Below are 22538 nucleotides of genomic sequence, written 5' to 3'. Positions count from 1 at the left end.
CTGACGGGAGGGCCCTACTCTTTTTGGGCTTTTCTGGCATAATCCGGCCCACTTTTTTCGCGGTAGTAGTGCGCAACTTTCTACTACAAAACGTTTGGAGCACTCGGCCATAGGCCGACGGGGAACCTAATGACGCAAGCCAATAACGCCGTATACACCGATCTGAGTGTTGACGATCTGGTCAAAGAAGCCCTGCAGCGCGGTGAAGGCGTGCTTGCCGATACTGGCGCGCTGGTCGTAGAAACCGGTCACCGTACCGGTCGTTCGCCAGTCGACCGTTTCATCGTTGAAGAGCCAACCACCCAGGACGCCATTGCCTGGGGCCCGATCAACCGCAAGTTCCCGGCCGACAAGTTCGATGCCCTGTGGGCTCGCGTCGAGGCCTTCAACAACGCGCAAGAGCATTTCGTTTCCCACGTTCACGTAGGCGCGGCCGAAGACCACTACCTCGCCGTGAAAATGACCACCCAGACTGCCTGGCAGAACCTGTTCGGTCGCTGCCTGTTCATCAACCCGGCCCAGTACAACCCGGCCGGTCGCGAAGAATGGCAAGTGCTTAACGTGGCCAACTTCGAGTGCGTGCCAGAGCGTGACGGCACCAACTCCGATGGTTGCGTGATCCTCAACTTCGCACAGAAAAAAGTGCTGATCGCCGGCATGCGTTACGCCGGTGAGATGAAGAAGGCCATGTTCTCGGTGCAGAACTTCCTGCTGCCAGCCTCCGACGTACTGCCGATGCACTGCGCCGCCAACATTGGCGAAGCGGGCGACGTGACCCTGTTCTTCGGTCTGTCGGGCACCGGTAAAACCACCCTGTCCGCTGACGAAAGCCGTTACCTCATCGGTGACGACGAACACGGCTGGGGCGAAGGCGTGGTGTTCAACATCGAAGGCGGTTGCTATGCCAAGTGCATCGACCTCTCCGAGAAGAACGAGCCGGTCATCTGGAAAGCCATCAAGCACGGCGCCGTGCTGGAAAACGTGGTGATCGACGATGCCAAGCACGCCGACTACACCGACGTCAGCCTGACCCAGAACAGCCGCGCCGCCTACCCGCTGGAGCACGTTGCCAAGCGTTCCGAACAGAACCTGGGCGGCGAGCCAAACGCGGTGATCTTCCTGACCTGCGACCTGACCGGCGTACTGCCACCTGTGTCGATCCTCAGCGAAGAGCAAGCGGCCTACCACTTCCTGTCCGGCTACACCGCCCTGGTGGGCTCGACCGAAATGGGTTCCGGCGGCGGCATCAAGTCGACCTTCTCCACCTGCTTCGGCGCACCGTTCTTCCCGCGTCCGGCTGGCGAATACGCTGAACTGCTGATCAAGCGCATCCGCGGCTTCGGCTCCAAGGTCTACCTGGTCAACACCGGCTGGACCGGCGGCGGCTACGGCGTCGGCAACCGCTTCAACATTCCGACCACTCGCGGCGTGATCGCAGCGATCCAGAGCGGCGCGTTGATCGGTGCTGAAACCGAACACCTCGACACCATCAACCTCGACGTGCCACTGGCCGTTCCGGGCGTTGAGACAGGCCTGTTGAACCCACGTAACACCTGGGCTGACAAGGCTGCCTACGACGAAGCGGCGAAGGCACTGGCCGGCTTGTTCATCGAGAACTTCAAGAAGTTTGAAGTGAGCGATGCAATCATGGCTGCGGGTCCTAAGTTGTAAGACACGCGTGTTGTGAAAAAGCCGCCTCTTTGGGCGGCTTTTTTATGCGCGAAAGGTCAATCGACGATGTGCAAAACCACTGCGCCGACCAATACCAGCACCACCCCCAACACCTGCACCGCCGATAACCGCTCCTTGAAAAACACAAACCCCAGAATCGCCGCAATCCCCCCCGACAGCGTACTGATCACCGTCACTACCGACACCGAGCCCGCCATCGCCCCCCATGAAAATGCAGAGAACCCGCCCAGGTTCATCAGGCTTGCGCCGGTCAATGTCGCGCAGTTTTTCAGCGGCGGGATTTTCAGGCCGTCCTTGATCTTCAGCACCATCACCACCAATACGCACAGGCCCACCAGGTAACCCAGCCACAACATGGTGATCGGCCCCAGCGCCGGCAGTGTGTATCGCCCTTGCAACCAGAAACTGGTGCCGTACAGCGTTGCTGCGAGCATGGCGTAGGCGATGGACAGCTGTGGGTTGTTGTGAGGGACGCCGTTGTCCTTGTGGATGCTGGAAAGGGTCACGCCGATGACGCAGAGGGCGATGCAGCCGAGTTGAACGAGACTAATGTGTTCACCGCTGGCCCATGACAGCAGCGTGGTGACTACGCCGTAGGACGTCACCAGTGGCGCGACGATGGCGGCTTTGCCCAGGGCGAAGGCCTTGGACAGCGCGAGGGCGCCGGAGACGGTGAGTAGGGCGGCCACCATGCCCAGCAGCCAGACGCTCAATGCAGCATCAAGGGATTTAAACAGGAAGGCAGGGAAGACGACCAGCAGCAGGGTCATGATCAGGAAGCCGAGGGCTTGGCCGAAGTACACCGCACGCTTTACGCCAACGGCGCGGGCGTTGAGGCCCACGAGGAAGTCCGTACCGCCCCAGAGCAGGGCAGCCAGCAGGCCCATTGTTACGTCCATGTAAGGTCCTTGTTGTTTTGTGCGCCGCTCGCCAGGTTAGCGCAGATCGAATGTGCTTTGGATTAGCTGAGATTTTCCAGGGTTTGCGTGTCCCAGCTGTTGGTTTTGATCGCCAGGTAAAGCATGCCGATGGTCAGCGGCACTTTTTTGCCACGGCCCTTGGCGCGATGCTTGAGGAATACGTCGAAAACGGGCGGGTTGAAGTAACGGTAAGCATCATAGTCACCCAGGTCGAACGCAAACGCCTGTTCCACGGCTTCCATAAATTGCTTTGCCTCCGCACCGTCGCATCCTAGGTCGATGTTGATCGCGGTTTGCAGACGGAGGGTCTTGTGCTTGGGCAGGCCGATTTCTTCATGGAGTAGCTGCAGAAGCTGCTGCATCTCGGGGTCGTCGGGGAGGTCAGGGGCCAGGTTCATGGTGGGGGCACGCAGAAGTGGGTGAGGAGGGGAGGGACGTTTGAGGCGATATTTGTTTTGGCTCACCAGCAAAGCGATGCCGGTGACAAAAGCTATCACCGGCAGACTCTCCACCTGTGACCCTCCTATCCAGGCAGTCGCGCAGAATAAAAGTATTGGACCGGCTACCACAAGGATCAGCCCAACCCATTTTCTGAGTACGGGGCGCTTCACTATCTTCTCGACTAAAGCGGCGACAGCCAAGAGTAGGATCAGGCTGACCCATGAGTTGTTTTCGTTCATCGCATCAGCCGCCCTGGCCCTGTCGGACTGTGGCGGAGAGTGAGCGGCTTGGAGATAGCAACAGTCATCTTGCAAGGCAAGACGAGCATGCGAATCACGGTGAACGGGATGCCGCAATGGCCGATGTACTGGGTCCTTTCGATGTTCACAGTTGTTTGCCGAGGCTGTTGAAGGGGCGCTAGTTTCGGTCACGCGAATGTGGATTTTGTAGGGGGCGCGATCACTGTTTTAAGCAGTTTCGGAAATGGCTGACGCAGGGTGCTGCGGTTTCTTACAGGGGTTTCCGGGGTTTTGCTTTGACGGAAAGTGTCTGCCCGGAATAGGTCATTGGCGGGTGAGGTTCCCGGCGATGGCGGTGGCGCAATACAGGCAATTGACTGATGAGCGTGGGACGCTGATACACCGCTCGAAAATTGCCTCCAACCCCCGATAATCACACGCCACTGCATCAATATTCGCCGGCACCCACGCGGCGTGATGGATATGCTGCAGGCGCTCGAGGTCGTAGGGAGGAGGGAAAAGCGGAAGTTTGCCTACGGCGATTTCAGACAATTCCCGCATCGGCCTGATGCAAAAGGACTTCGTCATGCACATCAAGGCGGTTGCGAAGCACGCCGCTACCGGGGTAGCAGTAAGGGTCCTGGCCCACCCCGTATGTGTCGAGCATCAGCGTGGGGTACTGCGGTATTTATCGAGGACGGCTCTGCGTGTTTCGGCAATGGCTACGGTCGCGAGGCTGCGTCGAGGTCCATCAGCCCTCGACCATAGGCTTCGCTGTTGGCATAAATTCCGGTTTTATTCGCCGTACTGAGCAGGCGCTCACGCACTTGTTGCGGTGTCATCCCGGGAAAACGACTTTGCAATGCCGCCAAGGCACCACTGACCAACGCAGCGGCCGGCGAGGTGCCGGCGGTTGGCCCGTAGCTGCCGTCCTTATGGGTGGTCAATAACCCTGCACCACCGTCGCCCCCTGGCACCGCGATACACCAGCGTGCCGCGAGGCCGCAATAATTGGATTTGAGATTGATGGCCATGCCGTCGTTCTTGAGGGCCATGACGGCGATCCAGCCTTTCTCAAGTTCGGGAACCAGCGCGGGCAGCCCGGGTTCTGCGAGCGGCTCGCGCTTGACCTCATTACCCGTTGAGAAAACAAATACGGCCCCTTCGGCCACCCGTCTTTTTGCCACGCCCAACGCGTCACCCATCAGGCGCTCATAGACGGGAACCTCGTTGGTGTTGGCTTCAATGGGATTGGCCCATGAGTTGCTGAAAATGCGTGCCCCTTGGGTGAAGGCGAGGTCCCAGGCCTGGGCGATTTCACCGTCGAAGTAGAACGGCTCCCTGTCATCACCGAAGCGCATGGGTATCAGTTGGGCGTTGAAGGCGATGCCATGGATGCCCTGATCGTTCTTGTTCGCGGCGAGAATACCGGCCATCTGGGTGCCGTGGCCCTTGATGTCGAGGGTGCCTGGCTGCTGTGTCACGAAATCGTAGCCCGGGTCGGCCACGCGTCCCTGAAATTCTGGCAGTGCCTGGTTGAGCCCTGAGTCGATCAGCGCGACTTTAACGCCCTGGCCCGTGCCGCCCCGCGCGTAGAGGGAGGATGCTTTTACAATGGGCAGGGCTTTTTGCCGGAAATATTCGGGCGTTTCAAAACGCTGTGTGTCCGGTTCGGCAGGCATTTGGGCGGGGGCGCTTGCGCAACCCTGCAGGAATAACGGCAGCGTGAACACGACGAGACGTTGCAGTAAAAACGGTGTGCATCGAGACATCTACGACTCCTTGTCGGGGTGGTTGAGCAGGCGTGCTACTGTCTTCGTTTTTGCGCGGGCTTGCTGGTGTTCTCTGTATCAGTTTGTAGCGTTTATCCCCGACCTTTTCTTGATCGCTGATCTATGTTTTTTACTCCTTCAGCGGTCAACGGAGTGACAGCCTATGCACGACACCCTCCAGCAGGTCTTTGGGTATCCACAGTTTCGTTTGGGCCAGGAAGCAACGGTCAACGCCGTGCTGGCCGGTCGTTCGGCGGCCGCTATTTTTCCTACGGGGTCTGGCAAGTCCTTGTGTTACCAATTGTCAGCGGTGCTGTTGCCGCACCTGACGCTGGTGGTATCGCCGTTGTTGGCGCTGATGCAGGACCAGTTGGGTTTCCTGCAGCGCCACGGCATTTCGGCGGGCAGTATCGATTCGGCCCAGAGCCGTGAGGACGCCAATGACGTGATGGCGCGGGCGCGTTCCGGCGAGCTGAAAATCCTGATGATTTCCGTGGAGCGCCTGAAGAACGAACGCTTTCGCAATTTCCTGCAGAGCGTGCGGATCTCGTTGCTGGTGGTGGACGAGGCACACTGCATATCCGAATGGGGCCACAACTTCCGCCCGGATTATTTAAAGCTGCCGGACTACCAGCGCCAGTTCAATATCCCCCAAGCCTTGCTGCTGACGGCTACAGCGACGCCCAAGGTGATTGCCGACATGCAGGCCAAGTTCGCCATTGCTTCCGACGATGTGGTCACCACTGGCTTCTACCGGCCCAACCTCAACCTGCTGGTGGAGCCCGTCAGTGGCGCGGACAAGCGTCGCAGGCTGGTGCAGTGGATGAGCGAGCGGGCCAACCAGCCGAGCATCGTCTATGTCACCCTGCAAAAGACCGCCGAACAGATTGCCGAACACCTGAACCGCAACGGCATCCAGGCCGAGGCTTATCACGCCGGTTTACCCCACGATAAGCGCGAAGGTATTCAGCAGCGGTTCATGGGCGGGCGTTCCAATTGCATCGTCGCCACCATCGCGTTCGGCATGGGCATCGACAAGAGTGACATCCGCAATGTGGTGCACTTCGACCTGCCCAAGTCCATCGAGAACTACAGCCAGGAAATCGGCCGCGCCGGGCGTGATGGGCAGCCGTCCGATTGCCTGGTGCTGGCCAATCGCGACAGCCTCAACGTGCTGGAAAACTTCGTGTACGGCGACACGCCGGAGCAGGACGGCATTCGTCGAGTGCTGGAGGAGTTGCAAGCGGCGCGAGGCGACGGCCAGTGGGAGTTTTTGCTGCGCTCGCTGTCGGACCTCAGCAATATCCGTGAATTGCCATTGAAGACGCTGCTGGTGCAGTTGGAACTCAAGGGCGTGATTGCCCCGCGCTATGCGTTTTATGCCGAATACCGTTTCAAGTACCTGATCGAACCCGACGCGTTGCTAGCGCGATTTTCCGGTGAGCGACAGCAGTTCGTCGCGGCAATCATCGCGGTGTGCAAGCGCGCGAGGACGTGGGCAACGGTCGATTTCGACGCGCTGTATCAACAGCACAACGCCGGGCGTGACCGGGTAGTGAAGGCGCTGGATTACTTTCAGGAGCAAGGCCTGATCGAGCTTGAAAGCAAGCAGATGACCGAGGTCTACAGCCTGCTCGACACTGACTTCGATCCACAGGTGCTGAGCGCCGAGTTATACACAGGCTTCAAGCAGCACGAAGTGGGTGAGGTGGCGCGCATCCACGCCATGCTTGATCTATTCGCCACCGAACAGTGCCTGGGGCAACGCCTGGCGCACTATTTTGGCGATGAGCACGCGCCCCAGCGTTGCGGGCATTGCTCGGTGTGTCATGGGCAGGTTGCACATCTACCCCCACCCCCGAACTTGCCGCCGCTTGTGGATAAGAACTTCATGGGGCTGTGCGGTGATTTTATCCACAGGCATCATGAACACACCGGCCAGTTGCCTGAAGCGGAACGCTTGACGCGGTTTCTTGGCGGCATCAGCGTGCCGCTGTTTACCCAGTTGAAGGCGCGGGGGATTCCAGGTTTTGCTGCACTGGAGGATTACCCTTATGCCGACGTGCGTGAGTGGGCTCATGCCCATTTGAACGTCCTGTAAATCCATTGCCAAGAGACGCGTCCCATGCCTGATTCAGTGCCACAACGTGCCGACTACCCTCACTTCCAGCCGATCATCACGCGTTGGCACGACAATGATGTGTATGGTCATGTGAACAACGTCACCTACTACAGCTTTTTCGATACGGCGGTGAATACCTACCTGATCGAACAAGGTGGCTTGGATATCCATGACGGTGACGTAGTGGGCTTTGTGGTGAGTTCGGCGTGCGATTATTTTGCGTCGATTGCCTTTCCCGAGCGCATCGAGATCGGCCTGCGGGTGGGCAAGTTGGGGAACAGCTCAGTGCAGTACGAGTTGGCGGTGTTCAAGGCAGGCGAAGAGGAGGCCTGCGCGGCGGGGCGGTTTGTGCATGTGTTCGTGGACCGGGGGTCGAACCGGCCAGTGCCGATTCCGGGGATGTTGCGCGAAGCGTTGCAGCGTTTGGCAGTTTGACGCCAGCCTGTGCAGCAGTGGAGATAAAATGTGGGAGCTGGCAAGCCCACTCCCACATTTGAATCGCTGACTCAGCGGTGACGATAGTGATGCTTGTTCTTGCGATGGCCATAGGCATGACCGCGACCACGATGGTCATCACGGTCGTAACGACGGTGATCGCGCGAACGACGGTCGTCGTCGTCGCTCTTGTTACCCATGTAGTTGCCCAGTGCACCACCCGCGCCACCGCCGGCGGCTGCGCCGATCAGGCTGCCGGTGTTGCCGCCCATGCTGCGGCCCACCACGTTGCCGCCTGCTGCGCCCAAGGCGCCGCCGATGGCCGCTTCGCCACGGCTGCGTTTGTCCGCACCCACCGCACTGCCGCCTGCGCCGCCCAAGGCTGCACCGATGGCCGAACCGGTGTTGCCGCCGATCTGCTGGCCAACAACCGAGCCTAGAACCCCGCCCAATGCGCCGCCTACACCGGCTTCGGTGGTGCCGCCGGCCATGGCTGCGCCACTGACCAGGCCAAGGGACAACAAGAGAATCGAGGAGAACTTCATTCAGGGAAACCTCAAGGGGATGACGGCGCGATCCTGAGGCTGTATCGGCACAGTGACAATAGAAATCCGACCAATAACACGAGTTGTACACAATTCGCTAAGTTACTGTTTTAACTAGGGAACTTAAGTCTATTTCGCGGGTCTTTAGTTACTTCGGAACGGCCGCTTTTGTGCAAAAGCGGCCTTTTTTGTGCCTGGATTTTCGTCAGGCCGTACGTGCCATGATCAAGCCAGTATCGCTCGCCGCCTCCAGGCGAATCGCCACAAACTTCGACGTCGGCGTATGGCTGCCGTCCCCGGTGCTTTCCAACGGCACCAGTGGGTTCACTTCCGGGTAATAGGCCGCCGCCTGCCCCGCCGGAATATCAAAGGCCAGCAGGGTGAAGCCCTTCACGCGGCGCTCACGGCCATCTTCCCACAGCGACACGATGTCGGCCTTCTGCCCCGGCTTGAAGCCCAGGCGGATGATGTCGGCTTCGTTGACGAACAGCACGTCCCGTTGACCCTTGACCCCACGGTAGCGGTCGTCCAGGCCATAAATGGTGGTGTTGTACTGATCGTGGGAACGCATCGACTGCATGATCAGGTCGGGCACGCGGCCGGTGGCGTGGGTGCGTTCGTGGATCAGGTCCTTGGGCAGGATGTTCGGGCGGAAGTTGGCGCGCCCCGAGGGGGTGTTCCAGCGCCGCGCGCCGGCGGAGTTGCCGAGGTAGAAACCGCCCGGGTGTTTGATCTTTTCGTTGAAATCCTTGAAGCCCGGAATGGTGTCGGCGATCAGGTCGCGGATGCGCCCGTAATCGGCCACCAGCCAGTTCCAGTCCACCGGCGTGCTGCCCAGGGTCGCGGCGGCGATGCCCGCGAGAATCGCCGGTTCGGATTTCATCAGCTTCGACAGCGGTTGCAACTGGCCGTTGGAGCCGTGAACCATGCTGAACGAATCTTCTACCGTCACCGCCTGCGGGCCGTCGGCCTGTATATCGATGTCGGTACGGCCCAGGCACGGCAGGATCAGCGCATCCTTGCCATGGGTGAGATGGCTGCGGTTGAGCTTGGTGCTGATCTGTACGGTGAGGTCGCAGTTGCGCAACGCCTCGAAGGTGCGCGTGCTGTCGGGTGTGGCCTGGGCGAAGTTGCCGCCCAGGCCGATAAACACCTTGGAGCGGCCTTCGAGCATGGCGTGGATCGCTTCGACCACGTTGTGGCCGTTGGAACGTGGCACCTGGAACTGGAAGCGGCGTTCCAGCGCGTCGAGGAACGCCACCGGCGGACGCTCGTTGATACCCATGGTGCGGTCGCCCTGCACGTTGCTGTGGCCGCGCACCGGGCACAGGCCGGCGCCTGGGCGGCCGATGTTGCCGCGCAGCAGCATCAGGTTGGCGATTTCCTGGATGGTCGGCACCGAGTGGCGATGCTGGGTGATGCCCATGGCCCAGCACATGATCACGTTCTTGCTTTTGGCATACATGCGCGCCGCTTGCTCGATCTCCACCAGAGTCAGGCCGGACTGCTCGACGATTTCATCCCAGGAGGTGTCGTCGATCTGCGCCAGGTAGTCCAGCACGTTGGCACTGTGTTCGTTGAGGAAGTCGTGGTCGAACACGGCTTCCTTGCCTTCGGCCTGTGCCTGGCGCTCCCACAGCAGCAGGAACTTGGCCATGCCGCGCAGGATGGCCATGTCGCCACCCAGTGCCGGGCGGAAGTAGGCGGTGTTGGTGGGTTTGTCGCCGTTGGTGAGCATTTCCAGCGGGTGCTGCGGGTGCTGGAAGCGTTCCAGGCCGCGCTCCTTGAGCGGGTTGATGCACACCACCTGGGCGCCACGCTTCACCGCTTCGCGCAGCGGTTCGAGCATGCGCGGGTGATTGGTGCCGGGGTTCTGGCCCCAGACGAAAATCGCGTCGGCATGTTCAAAGTCGTCGAAGGTCACGGTGCCTTTGCCGACCCCCACGCTTTGCGCCAGGGCCACGCCGCTGGCTTCGTGGCACATGTTCGAGCAGTCCGGGAAGTTGTTGGTGCCGAAGGCGCGCACGAACAGCTGATACAGGTACGCCGCTTCGTTGCTGGCGCGGCCCGACGTGTAGAACTCGGCCATGTCCGGGCTGGGCAGGGCGTTGAGGTGCTTGCCGATCAGGTCGAACGCCGCTTCCCAGCTGATGGGCTGATAGCGGTCGGTGTGCGCGTCGTAGCGCATCGGCTCGGTCAGGCGGCCCTGGTATTCCAGCCAGTAGTCGCTCTGTGCAAGCAGGTCGGTCACGCTGTGCTTGGCGAAGAACGCAGCGTCGACGCGACGCTTGGTGGCTTCCCAGTTCACCGCCTTGGCACCGTTCTCGCAGAACTTGACCATGCCGCTTTCCGGCGAATCGCCCCAGGCACAGCCCGGGCAGTCAAACCCGCCGTTCTGGTTGGTCTTGAGCATCATGCGCAGGTTTTTCAGCGCGTTGTCGCTGGTCAGCCAGGCCTGCGCCACGCTGATCAGTGCACCCCAGCCGCCAGCCGGGCCTTTGTAGGGCTTGTAGCGCGGGGTGGGGGTTTGGTCGGCTTGGTGGTGTTGGCTCATGGCTGGTTCTCCATCGCAGGGCTGTAAACCCGCGGCGCACTTTTCTGCGGCAGGTGGATGAGATTGAGGTTGTGCCGGCGCGCCCATTGCAGGGCCAGGCCGGTGGGCGACGACAGGCTGACCAGGGTCTGGATGCCCGCGCGCAAGACTTTCTGGATCAATTCGAGGCTGCAACGGCTGGTGACAATCGCCAGGCCGCCCTCGGTCGGAATCTGTTGGCGGATCAAGGCGCCGATCAATTTATCCAAGGCGTTGTGCCGGCCGATGTCTTCACGGCCCAGCAGCAATTCGCCCTGGCCGTTCATGAACACTGCCGCGTGGACGGCGCCGCTGCACTGGCCCAGGGGCTGGAAAGCGCTGATGCGCTGGCGCAGGCCGTCGAGCCACGCGGCTGGCGGCAGGGGCGCGCCCGGCAGTACTTGCAAGTCGGGCAGGGCTTGTTCAACGGCTTCGACGCCGCACAGGCCACAGCCACTGGTGCCGGCCAACTGGCGACGCTGCTGCTTGAGGTTCCAGAAGGCCCGGCTGGAAATCTGCACCTGGGCATACTGGGTGGAACCCGAGCCGCTGAGTTTCAGGTCATAAATGTCACTGACGTCAGCGATAATGCCGCTGCCGATGCTGAAGCCGACAATGAAGTCTTCGAGGTCGGTGGGTGTCACCAGCATCACGGCCTGGCTGATGTCGTTGTAGGCAATCGCCAACGCCACTTCTTCGGCCAACGCAGTGCTGGCCACTTCAGTGTGTTCGAGAGTGCAATACTGGTAGCTCTGGCTGGCGGCGGGCGCGGGCGTTTCAGAAGCGGGCGCCGCGCAGACTGGGCGCTTGGCGTTCATTGGGCAGTACCACCGACGGATTGGTCAGTGTTTAGACTAGGCGCGACAAAGCGTCACGTCTAATTGCCAGTACTGATCCACCGATAGATGACGTCGATCAAGACTCGTTTTGCGATTTCTGAAACAGCGCGAAACAGGCTTCGGCCAATGCCGAACGGGGGGCGCTGCGACGCATGATCAGCCCCAGGCGCGCGAGGGTGTGAGCATCGTCGATGGGTTGCAGGCGCAAGTGTTCGGTGAGGGCGTCCAAGCCGCCTTCCAGTGGCATCACCGCACAGCACAGCCCGCCGTGCACGGCTTGCAGCAGCTGATGGACGGCATCGGTTTGCAGCAACGGTTGCGGGTTGAGCCCACGGCTATGGAAGTTATGGTCGATGGATTGGCGAAAGTGCATGCCGCTGGTGAGCATGCCAAGGGGCAGTTCGGTCAACGCTTCCCAGCTCAACGGTGTATCGCCGAAGTTGAAGAAACGCTGGTCATACAGCAGGCCCATGCGGGTTTCACCGAGGGCCAGCGAGTCGAAGCGCTCGCTGTCCAAGCGTTCCAGATAGGACACACCGAGGTCCAGCCGATTGCTCGCCAGCTGTTCAAGAATCTGCTCGGAGCTGAGTGCCGACAATTCGAAACGCAGGCTCGGGTGCTCTTTATGCAACTGTTGCATCAGTGCCAAGGGATCGAAGCTCGACAGCGGCACCACCCCCAGGCGCAGCGTGCCCACCAGGTTACCGCGACAGGCAGCAGCTTCAGCCTGCAAGCCGTCGTAAGCCGCCAGCACCGTGCGTGCCCAGGCCAGCACCCGTTCGCCGGGGGCGGTGAAACTCTCGAAGCGCTGGCCGCGATTGACCAGCGGCAAGTCCAGCTCTTCTTCAAGGCTGCGCAGGCGCATTGACAGGGTCGGCTGGGTGATGTGGCAACGCGCTGCCGCCTGGCCGAAGTGCCGGGTTTCGTCGAGGGCGATGAGGAATTTCAGCTGTTTGATGTCCATCTTCGCTCCGGGGCTTATTCCAATGGCGGGGGGATTCTAGCGCGTTTGGGTCTTGAGCCGGGTTGGAACCCAATTTCCCAGGACTGGTCTAGTCTTGAGCAACTGCAAACCAAACCACAAGGAGAGCGCACCATGAGTCTTTTTAGCTTTGTTAAGGAAGCCGGCGAGAAGTTGATCGACCTGTTGACGCCGGGCAATGCGAACGCCAGTGAGCAGTTGAAGGAACACGTGGCCAAGGTGGGTCTGGGCAATCCGAATGTGCAGACCACGGTGGAGGGTGACAAGGTAATCGTCACCGGTGAAGTCGCCACCCAGGAAGAGAAAGAGAAGATCCTGCTGGCGCTGGGTAATATTGCCGGTGTGGCCAGCGTGGAAGACAACATCACCGTTTCCGGGCCTGTGGTCACTGCCGCGCGTTTTGTCGTGGTGAAGAAAGGCGACACGCTGAGCGCGATTTCCCTGGCGGTGTATGGCAACGCCAACCAGTACAACAAGATTTTCGAGGCCAACAAACCGCTGCTGTCGCATCCGGACAAGATCTACCCAGGGCAGACTTTGCGTATTCCTGAGTAAAACGCAGAGCAAAATGTGGGAGGGGGCAGGCCCCCTCCCACATGGGTTCAGAGTCCGGCAATAAGATCTCGATAGTCTTCGACTGCTGCAAACTCCGCCGTATCCTTTGGTCCCTTCTGGCTGTCCGGCTCCTTTACCGCCAGCAAATGCCCCACGCCAAACGCCTGGGCGCTGCGCAGGATCGGTAGGGTATCGTCGATAAACAGACTACGCGCCGGGTCGAAGTCGATATCGGCTTGCAGGGCGTCCCAGAACTGCGGGTTTTCCTTGGCGAAGCCGTAGTCGTGGGAGCTGATCAACCGCTCGAAATACGGCGCCAACTCAATGCGTTCCAGCTTCAATGACAGCGAGTCACGATGAGCGTTGGTGATCATGATCACGCGCTTGCCGGCCTGTTTGATCGCGGCCAGAAAGGTGTCGGCGTCGGGGCGCAGGGCGATCAGGTGGGCGGTTTCCAATTTGAGTTCGCGCACCGGAATCTTCAGTTCGGCACTCCAGAAATCCAGGCAATACCATTGCAACTGTCCGGCGTTACGCTCGAACAGCGGCTGCAACTCCATCTCGGCCATGGCCAGGCTCACCCCGTGCAGTTCGGCGTAACGCTGGGGCAGGTGCTGCATCCAGAAATGGTTGTCGTAATGCAGGTCGAGCAGGGTGCCGTCCATGTCCAGCAGGACGGTATCGATGGCGTGCCAGGGCAAAGAAGGCATGGGGCGGTCTCTTGTAAGTAGAAATATCCGACACAGACAATCGGAAAAGCCACGGTATAGTAACCCGATCACACCAAGGAGCCGCTCATGCGCCAGAAACCCACCGTCCTCGCCCGCGAAATAGTCGCCAGTAGCCGTTTGTTCCGCGTGGAGGAGGTGCAGTTGCGCTTTTCCAACGGCGTTGAACGGACCTACGAGCGCCTGGTGGGCCGCGGTGCCGGTTATGGTGCGGTGATGATCGTGGCGATGATCGACGCCGACCATGCCTTGCTGGTGGAAGAGTACTGCGGCGGCACCGACGAATATGAGCTGTCCCTGCCCAAGGGGCTGATCGAGCCCGGCGAGGACGTGCTGGCGGCGGCCAACCGCGAGCTCAAGGAGGAGGCGGGCTACGGCGCGCGGCAGTTGGAGCACATCATCGAACTGTCATTGTCCCCGGGTTACATGAGCCAGAAAATCCAAGTGGTGCTGGCCACCGATCTCTACGAAGAGCGCCTTGAAGGCGATGAGCCTGAGCCGATGCGCGTGGACCGCGTCAACCTGCGTGAACTGGCGATGCTTGCGCAGAACGAGCAATTCAGCGAAGGCCGCGCCCTGGCTGCGTTGTATCTGGTCCGCGACCTGTTGACCCAGCGTGGAGTGTTTGGCGCATGAGCGAACTGTTCCTGGGTCACCCGTTCATTGCCCCCGTGATCGAATTGGCCCGCCAGGCCGGTGAAGTCATCCTGCCGTACTGGCGCGCCGACGTTGCCGTGACCGCCAAGGCGGATGATTCGCCGGTGACGGCAGCCGACCTGGCGGCCCATCATCTGATTCTCGCCGGCCTGACTGCGCTGGACCCGAGCATCCCGGTGTTGTCCGAGGAAGACGCCGATATCGACCAGAGCGTGCGCGCTGGCTGGCAACGCTGGTGGCTGGTGGACCCTCTGGACGGCACCAAGGAATTCATCGCCGGCAGTGAAGAATTCACCGTCAATATCGCCTTGATCGAGAAGGGCCGCGTGGTGTTTGGCGTGGTGTCGATGCCTACCAGTGGCCGTTGTTATTTTGGTGGCGCCGGCCTGGGCGCCTGGCGTTCAGATGTGAGCGAGGCGCCCAAGCAGATTCAGGTTCGCGTGGCACCGGCAGCGGGTGAAGCGTTTACCGTGGTCGCCAGTCGTCGACATACCAGCCCGGAACAGGAGCGTTTGCTCGACGGGTTGAGCGAAGGTCTGGGTGAGTTGAAATTGGCGAACATCGGCAGTTCGCTGAAGTTCTGCCTGTTGGCTGAAGGCAGCGCCGATTGCTATCCGCGCCTGGCGCCGACGTCGCAGTGGGACACTGCAGCGGCCCAAGGCGTGCTCGAAGGTGCGGGCGGCGAAGTGTTGGAGTTGAGCGGCGAGCCGTTCAGCTATCCGGCACGGGAATCGTTGTTGAATCCGTTCTTTTTGGCGCTGCCAGCCAAGGCTGCGTGGCGGGAGCGGTTGCTTAGCCTGGCGCGGTCCTGAGTCCCTGATGACTTGATGTGGGAGCTGGCAAGCCAGGTCCCACAGTTTGGGTTGTGTGAAGGCTTTTAGCGGTGCAGGACGTATTGGCCCGTGAAGGCCACTGCTTTTTCTTCACTGCCCTCGTTCAAGATCCAGGTCTGCAGCGTCAAGCGCGCGCGGCCATAGCGCTTGTACGTCGCTACAAACCGCTTCCATACCTTTTCCTCTGGCGCCTGGCACACCACGGTCGCGTCCCGCGTGACCGGCAGCGGATAACTGATCTGCCCCTCCTGAATCACGATATGCCCGTCTTCGATGCCTTCCGCGCGCAGCTGTAAATGCAACCAACCCCAACCGGCCAGCACCGCGCCGCAGTACAGACTGCCGCCAAACATGGTGCTCTTGTGGTTGATGTTGGCCTGCAACGGCAACTGCAGTTCCAGCCGCCCGTGCTGCCAGTCGCGCACTGTGAGGCCCATCTCCCGGGTCAGGGGGATGTCGTGGTGCAGGACGGATTCTAGGTAATGGCTGTCGCGGTTCATGGCGGATTCTTTATCGGTGTTCATTCGTCGTCGGCGCTTTGGTTGGCGAAGTTCAGGCCATGCTTGCGCAGTTTGTCGTGCAGGGTCTTGCGCGGCACGCCCAGCGCTTCGGCGAGGCTGCGCATGGAGCTGTGGGGGCGGGTCAACTCGGCGGCGATCAGGCTTTTTTCAAACTGCTCGACCTGCTCGCTCAGGCCGCCCGGCGTGGACGTCAGCACGCTGCTGGCAGGGTTGTCCGGCGTGGCATCCAGGGCCAACTCCAGGCCGAGGGCGAAGCGTTCGGCGGCGTTCTGCAGTTCGCGCACGTTGCCCGGCCAGCTATGGCGCAGCAGCAGCGCGCGCTGGCCCGGTTGCAGCTCGTGCAAGGGCAGGCCATGGCGGCTGCTGGCTTCGTCGGCGAAATGCTGGAACAGCATCAGCGCGTCTTCACCGCGTTCGCGCAGCGGTGGAATACGCAGCGGTGCAACGTTGAGGCGGTAGTACAAGTCGGCACGGAAGCGCCCTTGGTCAGCGGACTGGCGCAGGTCTTCCTTGGTGGCGGCGATGATGCGGATATCCAGCGGGATCAGTTGATTGCCACCCAGGCGCTCCACGACGCGTTCCTGCAGCAGGCGCAGGAGCTTGACCTGCACATCCAGGCTCATGCTCTCGATTTCATCGAGGAACAGCGTGCCGCCGTTGGCGAATTCGAACTTGCCGATCCGGCGCTTCTGCGCGCCGGTAAAGGCGCCCGGCTCATGGCCGAACAGTTCGCTTTCCACCACCGACTCGGCTAGGGCCCCGGCGTTGATCGCCACGAACGGCCCGCTGCGCCGGCTCGACAGGTCGTGCAAGGCGCGGGCGACCACCTCTTTGCCGGCGCCGGTTTCGCCGAGAATCAACACATCGGCCTTGGTCGCGGCCAGCGCACCGATCTGCTCGCGCAGGCGCAGCATTTGTGGCGAGTGACCCACCAGGCGGGTGCTCAATTGCTGGCGATCACTGAGGGCCAGGCGCAGGCTGCGGTTGTCCAGCACCAGGCGGCGCAGGGCCAGGGCGCGGCGCACGCTGTCGAGCAGGGCGTCGCTGGCGAAGGGTTTCTCCAGGAAGTCATAAGCCCCGGCGCGCATCGCCTGCACCGCCAGCGGCACGTCGCCGTGGCCGGTGATCAGCAGCACTGGCAGGTCAGGGTCCTGGCCGTGGAGCTCGGCGAGCAACTCCAGGCCATCCATGCCGGGCATGCGAATGTCGCTGACCACCACCCCCGGCCAGTCCCGCGACAGGCGTGCGGTGAGGCCGGTGGCTTCGCCCAGGGGCAGCACTTTCAGGCCGGCCAGGTCCAGGGTCTGGCTCAGGGCCTGACGCAGGTGCGGATCGTCGTCGATCAACACCACCTGAATCTGGTTATCGATACTCATACACTGCGGTCCTCGGACGGTTGCAGACTGACGCCCGGCGAGCCGGCACGCAATTTCAGGGTTAACAATGCGCCGCCTTCCTTGTGGTTGGCGAACAGCAGCTCGCCACCAAAGGCGCGCATCAGCGTGTCACAGATGGCCAGCCCCAAGCCCAGGCCCTGGGTGCGCGTCTTGGTGGTGTAGAACGGCTCGCTGGCGCGGCCCAGGGCTTCCATGCAAAAACCCGGGCCGTTGTCGCGAATGTACAGGTTGACGCCCTGTTCGGTGGTTTCGGCACTCAGCCAGAGTTTGCGCGGCGGGCCTTTCTCGGTGAGGGCGTCGAGGGCGTTGGCCAGCAGGTTGCCCAGCACTTGGCGTAGACGGGTTTCGCCGGCTTGCACCCACAAGGTCGCCTCGGGCAGGTCGCGAATCAGCTCGACTTCCATCGACCGTCGGCGCTTGGCCAGCAACGCCAGTGCATCGTCCAGTGCCGGTTGCAGGGCCACGCTTTCCGGCGCATGCCGGTCACGACGTGCGAAAGCGCGCAGGTGGGCAATGATCGAGGCCATGCGCCCGGTGAGCTCGCTGATCAGCTTGAGATTGCCCCGCGCGTCGCCGGTACGTTCGTGGTCCAGCAGGATCTCGGCGTTTTCGGCGTAGCTGCGAATCGCCGCCAGCGGTTGGTTGAGTTCGTGGCTGATACTCGCCGACATGGTGCCCAGCGCCGACAGCTTGCCGGCCTGCACCAGGTCATCCTGGGCGCGCACCAGTTCCTGTTGGGCCTGTTCGCGCTCCAGCACTTCCTGGCGCAGGCGCCGGTTCAGGCCCTCCAGGTCGCTGGTACGTTCGACCACACGGGCTTCCAGTTCGCGACGTGCCTTGGCTTCGAAGGCGATGCGATCGAGGTAGTGCCGGCGCCGCTGCATCATCAGGCCCAGCAACAGCATCAGCACCAACAGGGTGGCGCCCCCCACAGCGACCACTGTACGCACCGGCCGGTTGATCAGCGAGCGCGGGGCGAGAATCTCCACGTTCCAGCCGGTCTCGGCGATGGCTGTGGATTGGCGCAGCCAGGCGGTACTGCTCAGGCTCAGTGGCTGCGGATCGCGGGTCGGATAGGGCTGGATGGCGATGATGGCCTGGCGCTCTGCGGCGGTCAGTGGACGGGTAGCACGGAAGCGCCATTGCGGGCGCGACGTGAGGATCACCACGCCGTTGTGGTCGGTCACCAGCAGCTGCTCAGGGGTGTTGCCCCACAGGCTTTCGGTGTGGTCCAGGTCGACCTTCACCACCAGCACACCGATAACGTTATCGCCGTCACGCACGGCGGCGGCGAAAAAGTAGCCGCGCTTGGCCGAGGTGGTGCCCAGCCCGAAGAAGCGGCCCAGGCGCCCGGCCATGGCTTCGCTGAAATACGGGCGGAACGAGAAGTTGCGCCCGACGAAGCTGTCCTGTTTGTCCCAGTTGGACGCGGCGAGGGTATTGCCGTTGGTGTCCATCAGGTACATCACCTCCACCCCGGCCTGGGCGGCGACGTCCTTGAGCAGCACATTGGCGTTGGTCCGGTGACTGCTGACCTGCGGCGCGGCCAGTGCGGTGCGCAGGGCGGGCAAGTCGCCGAGGATCTGCGGCAGTACCTCGAAGCGGTGCAGGGTGCCCAGCAGGTTGGCGACGTACAGGTCGAGGGTCTGGCGGTTCTGCCCGGCCAGTTCGCTGCGGTAATAGCGCTCGGCCAGGTGCTCCAGTGGCCACAGCAGCGGCGCCAGGCACAACGCCAACAGGGCGAGGCTGCGCCAGCGGGGTCTTCGCGGGAGGGTTGGAGTCATGGGAATCGCGCCTGTGGGTACAGGCGCATTATGCCTAGTGCGGCGTTGCAAGACACTCGCGCAATGCGTCCTGCCACAGCGGCTGACTGACCTGCCATTGCTGGTGCAGGCGGCTGCAGTCCAGGCGTGAGTTCAGCGGGCGCCGGGCCGGGGTCGGGTAGGCGCTGGAAGGAATCGCTTCCAGCTCGGCACAGGCCTTGCCCTCGGCGCGCAGGTGTTCGCCAATCGCCTGGGCAAACCCAAACCACGAGGTCTCGCCCTGTGCGGTCAGGTGGTACACGCCCCATGCCCCGGCCTGGCCGGCCTGCCAGCGTTCGATCAGGGCGCGGGTGCTGTTGGCGATACTGCCGGCCCAGGTCGGCGCGCCGATCTGGTCGGCGACGATGCGCAGGTGCGGCTTCTCTTGCAGCAGGCGTTGCATGGTCAGCAGGAAGTTCTTGCCGTGGCTGGAATAGACCCAACTGGTGCGCAGGATCAGGTGCGCGCCGCCCACCGCCGCAATCGCCTGCTCGCCGGCCAGTTTGCTCTGGCCGTACACGCCCAGCGGGTTCGGGGCGTCCGCTTCGGTATATGGCGCAGGCTTGCTGCCGTCGAACACGTAGTCTGTGGAGTAGTGGATCAGCGGAATGCCCAGGGACTTGGCTTCCTCGGCAAGGATGCCAGGAGCGATGGCATTGATGGCAAACGCCGCGTCCGGTTCGCTTTCGGCCTGGTCGACGGCCGTGTGGGCCGCGGCGTTGATGATCAGGTCGGGGCGATGGCTGCGCACCTGTTGGCGGATCTGCTCGATGTTGGCCAGGTCCAGCTGATCACGGCCCAGCACGATCAGTTCACCCAGGCCCTGGAGCCGCCGTTGCAGCTCGCGGGAGACTTGGCCGTGCTGGCCGGTGATCAGGATTTTCATGGGAACAGGTCTGCGTCCTTGAGGGCTTTGCCGACCTGGTCCTTGGCGGACAACTGCGGCGCTTCGGTCAACTGCCAATCGATGTTGAGGTCCGGGTCGTCCCAGCGAATGCAACGTTCGGCGGCCGGCGTGTAGTAGTCGGTGGTCTTGTAGAGGAACTCGGCGTAGTCGCTCAGCACCACAAAACCGTGGGCAAAACCTTCCGGCACCCACAGTTGGCGATGGTTGTCTGCCGAAAGGCGCACGCTCACCCACTGGCCGAAGTTCGGCGAGCTGCGGCGGATGTCCACCGCCACGTCCAGGACTTCGCCGGCGGTGACGCGCACCAGTTTGCCCTGGGTGCGTTCGAGCTGGTAATGCAGGCCACGCAATACGCCTTTCTGCGAGCGCGAATGGTTGTCCTGCACGAAGTTGCGCTCCTGCCCGGTGGCCACTTCAAAGGCCCGGGCATTGAAGCTTTCGTAGAAGAAGCCGCGCTCGTCGCCAAACACCTTGGGCTCGAGGATCACCACCCCTGGCAGTGAGGTTTCAGTCACATTCACGTGCGCTCACCTGCCAGAGAGAAGAGGTATTGACCATAGCCGGTCTTGCCGAAGTACTTGGCACGTTCCAGCAGGTGGTCGCGGTCGATCCAGCCATTTTCGTAGGCGATCTCTTCCAGGCACGCCACCTTCAGGCCCTGGCGGTGCTCGATGGTCTGCACATACGTGGACGCCTCGAGCAGGCTGTCATGGGTGCCGGTGTCCAGCCAGGCGAAGCCACGGCCGAAGCGTTCTACGTGCAGGTCGCCACGCTTGAGATAGGCGTTGTTGACGTCGGTGATCTCCAGCTCGCCACGGGGCGAAGGCTTGACCGCCTTGGCGATCTTGATCACGTCGTTGTCGTAGAAGTACAGGCCGGTCACGGCATACGGCGACTTGGGCTTGGCCGGTTTTTCTTCGATGGAGAGCGCACGGCCGTCTTTGTCGAAGTCGATCACGCCGAAGCGTTCCGGGTCCTTTACCCAGTAACCGAACACGGTGGCGCCCGACGGGCGTTCGGCCGCAGTGCGCAACTGTTCGCCGAAATACTGGCCGTGGAAGATGTTGTCGCCCAGGATCAGGCACACCGGGTCATCGCCGATAAATTCTTCGCCGATGATGAACGCCTGGGCCAGGCCGTCTGGCGAAGGCTGTTCGGCGTAGGTGAAACGCACGCCGAACTGGCTGCCGTCACCCAGCAGGTTGCGGTATTGCGGCAGGTCAACCGGGGTGGAGATCACCAGGATGTCCTTGATCCCCGCCAGCATTAGCACCGAGATCGGGTAGTAGATCATCGGTTTGTCGTAGACCGGCAGCAGTTGCTTGGACACACCCAGGGTAATGGGGTGAAGACGGGTGCCGGAACCGCCGGCCAATACGATGCCCTTCATCATGCGATCAAATCCTTTGTGTCTGTATTGCCAAGGCGTTCGCCCTGATAGCTGCCGTCCTGGACCCGGCGGCACCATTCCAGGTTGTCGAGGTACCACTGCACGGTCTTGCGCAGGCCGGTCTCGAAGGTTTCCTCGGGCACCCAGCCCAGCTCGCGTTCGATCTTGCTGGCGTCGATCGCGTAGCGCTGGTCGTGGCCCGGGCGGTCCTTGACGAAGGTGATCAGGTCGGTGAATTTTTCCACGCCGGCCGGGCGTTGCGGTGCCAGTTCTTCCAGCAGGCCGCAGATGCCGCGTACCACGTCGATGTTCTTCTGCTCGTTATGGCCGCCGATGTTGTAGGTCTCGCCGACCACGCCTTCGGTCACCACCTTGAGCAGGGCGCGGGCGTGGTCCTCGACGAACAGCCAGTCACGCACTTGCAAGCCGTTGCCGTACACCGGCAGCGGTTTGCCGGCGAGGGCGTTGAGGATCACCAGCGGGATCAGCTTCTCGGGAAAGTGGAACGGCCCGTAGTTGTTCGAGCAATTGGTCAGCAGTACCGGCAGGCCGTAGGTGCGCTGCCAGGCGCGGACCAGATGGTCGGACGCGGCCTTGCTGGCCGAGTACGGCGAGCTGGGGGCGTAGGGCGTGGTTTCGGTGAACAGGTCGTCCACGCCGTGCAGGTCGCCATACACTTCATCGGTGGAAATATGATGGAAGCGGAAGGCCGCCTTGGCCGGCTCGTCGAGCTTTTGCCAGTAGGCGCGGGTGGCTTCCAGCAGGCTGTAGGTGCCGACGATGTTGGTCTGGATAAAATCCGACGGGCCGTCGATGGAACGGTCCACGTGAGACTCGGCAGCCAGGTGCATGATCGCGTCAGGCGCGAAACGCGCGAGCACGGCGCTCACGGTGGCCTGGTCGATGATGTCGGCCTGGACGAACTCATAGCGGCTGTTGGACGCGATGCTGGCCAGCGACTCCAGGTTGCCGGCGTAGGTGAGTTTGTCCAGGTTGAGCACTTCGTGCTCGGTGTGTTGAATCAAGTGGCGGATCAGGGCAGAGCCGATGAAACCAGCGCCACCGGTGATGAGAATGCGCATGTCGGAGGGCCTTTTCCTTAGACGGACATTGAGCGAATGAAGCATAGCTTGAGTTGTGCGGCGGGTCGGCGCAAGCGCTGTGTAGGACAGGGGGTTGCCTAACCCCC

General features: G+C 61.8%; 21 protein-coding genes and 1 pseudogene. 6 read left to right on the top strand and 16 right to left on the bottom strand.

The annotated features are described in order from the left end of the window. Positions 1–129 precede the first annotated feature (129 nt). Complete coding sequence (locus CQ041_RS13000; protein WP_105524453.1) at positions 130–1671, top strand: phosphoenolpyruvate carboxykinase; 1542 nt, start codon at positions 130–132, stop codon at positions 1669–1671. A gap of 56 nt (positions 1672–1727) precedes the next feature. Here CQ041_RS13000 and CQ041_RS12995 read toward each other — a convergent pair whose 3' ends face one another. From CQ041_RS12995 to CQ041_RS12980, 4 genes and pseudogenes are all read right to left on the bottom strand, one after another. Beyond that, positions 1728–2579, bottom strand: a complete 852-nt coding sequence (locus CQ041_RS12995; RefSeq protein ID WP_105524452.1) for an EamA family transporter — start codon at positions 2577–2579, stop codon at positions 1728–1730. 74 nt (positions 2580–2653) lie between these two features. Continuing rightward, entirely contained in the window at positions 2654–3292 is a 639-nt protein-coding gene (locus CQ041_RS26570) for a DUF1493 family protein (RefSeq protein WP_240995335.1), read from the bottom strand. 324 nt (positions 3293–3616) lie between these two features. Beyond that, a pseudogene (locus CQ041_RS26565) lies at positions 3617–3959 on the bottom strand (hypothetical protein). Positions 3960–4014: 55 nt separating this feature from the next. Then, on the bottom strand, positions 4015–5064 hold the full coding sequence (locus tag CQ041_RS12980; RefSeq protein WP_105522220.1) for a S8 family peptidase: 1050 nt from the start codon (positions 5062–5064) through the stop codon (positions 4015–4017). A gap of 163 nt (positions 5065–5227) precedes the next feature. Between CQ041_RS12980 and CQ041_RS12975 the strand changes: the two genes are divergently transcribed. Next, the gene (locus CQ041_RS12975) at positions 5228–7165 is read left to right on the top strand and encodes an ATP-dependent DNA helicase RecQ (RefSeq protein WP_105522219.1); all 1938 of its coding nucleotides are present in this window, start codon (positions 5228–5230) and stop codon (positions 7163–7165) included. Positions 7166–7189: 24 nt separating this feature from the next. Further along, complete coding sequence (locus CQ041_RS12970) at positions 7190–7621, top strand: thioesterase family protein (protein ID WP_105522218.1); 432 nt, start codon at positions 7190–7192, stop codon at positions 7619–7621. 71 nt (positions 7622–7692) lie between these two features. On the opposite strand, the gene CQ041_RS12965 is transcribed toward CQ041_RS12970, so the two are convergent. From CQ041_RS12965 to CQ041_RS12950, 4 genes are all read right to left on the bottom strand, one after another. Continuing rightward, positions 7693–8166, bottom strand: a complete 474-nt coding sequence (locus tag CQ041_RS12965; protein ID WP_105522217.1) for a glycine zipper domain-containing protein — start codon at positions 8164–8166, stop codon at positions 7693–7695. A 205-nt stretch (positions 8167–8371) separates the two neighbouring features. Beyond that, positions 8372–10720, bottom strand: coding sequence for an FdhF/YdeP family oxidoreductase (locus tag CQ041_RS12960; RefSeq protein WP_105522216.1), 2349 nt, complete (start codon positions 10718–10720; stop codon positions 8372–8374). Next, positions 10717–11556, bottom strand: coding sequence for a formate dehydrogenase accessory sulfurtransferase FdhD (gene fdhD, locus CQ041_RS12955; RefSeq protein ID WP_105522215.1), 840 nt, complete (start codon positions 11554–11556; stop codon positions 10717–10719). Before fdhD ends, CQ041_RS12960 begins: the two co-directional genes overlap by 4 nt. A gap of 97 nt (positions 11557–11653) precedes the next feature. Next, positions 11654–12541, bottom strand: a complete 888-nt coding sequence (locus CQ041_RS12950) for a LysR family transcriptional regulator (protein WP_105522214.1) — start codon at positions 12539–12541, stop codon at positions 11654–11656. 132 nt (positions 12542–12673) lie between these two features. Here CQ041_RS12950 and lysM point away from each other — a divergent pair, with 132 nt between their 5' ends. Then, complete coding sequence (gene lysM / locus CQ041_RS12945) at positions 12674–13114, top strand: peptidoglycan-binding protein LysM (protein ID WP_105522213.1); 441 nt, start codon at positions 12674–12676, stop codon at positions 13112–13114. A gap of 47 nt (positions 13115–13161) precedes the next feature. On the opposite strand, the gene yrfG is transcribed toward lysM, so the two are convergent. Then, complete coding sequence (yrfG, locus tag CQ041_RS12940; protein ID WP_105522212.1) at positions 13162–13824, bottom strand: GMP/IMP nucleotidase; 663 nt, start codon at positions 13822–13824, stop codon at positions 13162–13164. 87 nt (positions 13825–13911) lie between these two features. On the opposite strand from yrfG, the gene nudE reads away from it, so the two are divergent. Then, on the top strand, positions 13912–14478 hold the full coding sequence (gene nudE / locus CQ041_RS12935) for an ADP compounds hydrolase NudE (RefSeq protein ID WP_105522211.1): 567 nt from the start codon (positions 13912–13914) through the stop codon (positions 14476–14478). Next, positions 14475–15311 carry a 3'(2'),5'-bisphosphate nucleotidase CysQ gene (cysQ, locus tag CQ041_RS12930; RefSeq protein WP_105522210.1) on the top strand — a complete coding sequence of 279 codons (837 nt, stop codon included), beginning with the start codon at positions 14475–14477 and terminating at the stop codon, positions 15309–15311. The genes nudE and cysQ overlap by 4 nt, the downstream gene beginning before the upstream one ends. 65 nt (positions 15312–15376) lie before the next feature. On the opposite strand, the gene CQ041_RS12925 is transcribed toward cysQ, so the two are convergent. From CQ041_RS12925 to rfbB, 7 genes are read right to left on the bottom strand one after another with little or no spacing between them, the layout of a single operon-like run. Beyond that, positions 15377–15832 carry a YiiD C-terminal domain-containing protein gene (locus tag CQ041_RS12925; protein ID WP_105522229.1) on the bottom strand — a complete coding sequence of 152 codons (456 nt, stop codon included), beginning with the start codon at positions 15830–15832 and terminating at the stop codon, positions 15377–15379. Between the two features lie 20 nt (positions 15833–15852). Beyond that, a complete protein-coding gene (locus CQ041_RS12920; protein WP_105522209.1) occupies positions 15853–17229 on the bottom strand; it encodes a sigma-54 dependent transcriptional regulator in 1377 nt (458 codons plus the stop codon). Next, positions 17226–19034 (bottom strand): ATP-binding protein, encoded by a 1809-nt coding sequence (locus CQ041_RS12915; RefSeq protein WP_105522208.1) that lies wholly within the window; start codon positions 19032–19034, stop codon positions 17226–17228. Before CQ041_RS12915 ends, CQ041_RS12920 begins: the two co-directional genes overlap by 4 nt. A 34-nt stretch (positions 19035–19068) precedes the next feature. Then, positions 19069–19938 (bottom strand): dTDP-4-dehydrorhamnose reductase, encoded by an 870-nt coding sequence (gene rfbD, locus CQ041_RS12910; RefSeq protein ID WP_105522207.1) that lies wholly within the window; start codon positions 19936–19938, stop codon positions 19069–19071. Next, entirely contained in the window at positions 19935–20480 is a 546-nt protein-coding gene (gene rfbC, locus CQ041_RS12905) for a dTDP-4-dehydrorhamnose 3,5-epimerase (protein WP_105522206.1), read from the bottom strand. The genes rfbD and rfbC overlap by 4 nt, the downstream gene beginning before the upstream one ends. After that, on the bottom strand, positions 20477–21352 hold the full coding sequence (rfbA, locus tag CQ041_RS12900) for a glucose-1-phosphate thymidylyltransferase RfbA (RefSeq protein WP_105522205.1): 876 nt from the start codon (positions 21350–21352) through the stop codon (positions 20477–20479). The genes rfbC and rfbA overlap by 4 nt, the downstream gene beginning before the upstream one ends. Then, positions 21349–22431, bottom strand: a complete 1083-nt coding sequence (gene rfbB / locus CQ041_RS12895) for a dTDP-glucose 4,6-dehydratase (protein WP_105522204.1) — start codon at positions 22429–22431, stop codon at positions 21349–21351. Before rfbB ends, rfbA begins: the two co-directional genes overlap by 4 nt. Positions 22432–22538 lie beyond the last annotated feature (107 nt).

Source organism: Pseudomonas sp. MYb60 (assembly GCF_002979555.1).
In the GTDB taxonomy this organism is placed as follows: domain Bacteria; phylum Pseudomonadota; class Gammaproteobacteria; order Pseudomonadales; family Pseudomonadaceae; genus Aquipseudomonas.
This window is presented reverse-complemented; position numbering and strand designations above follow the sequence as displayed.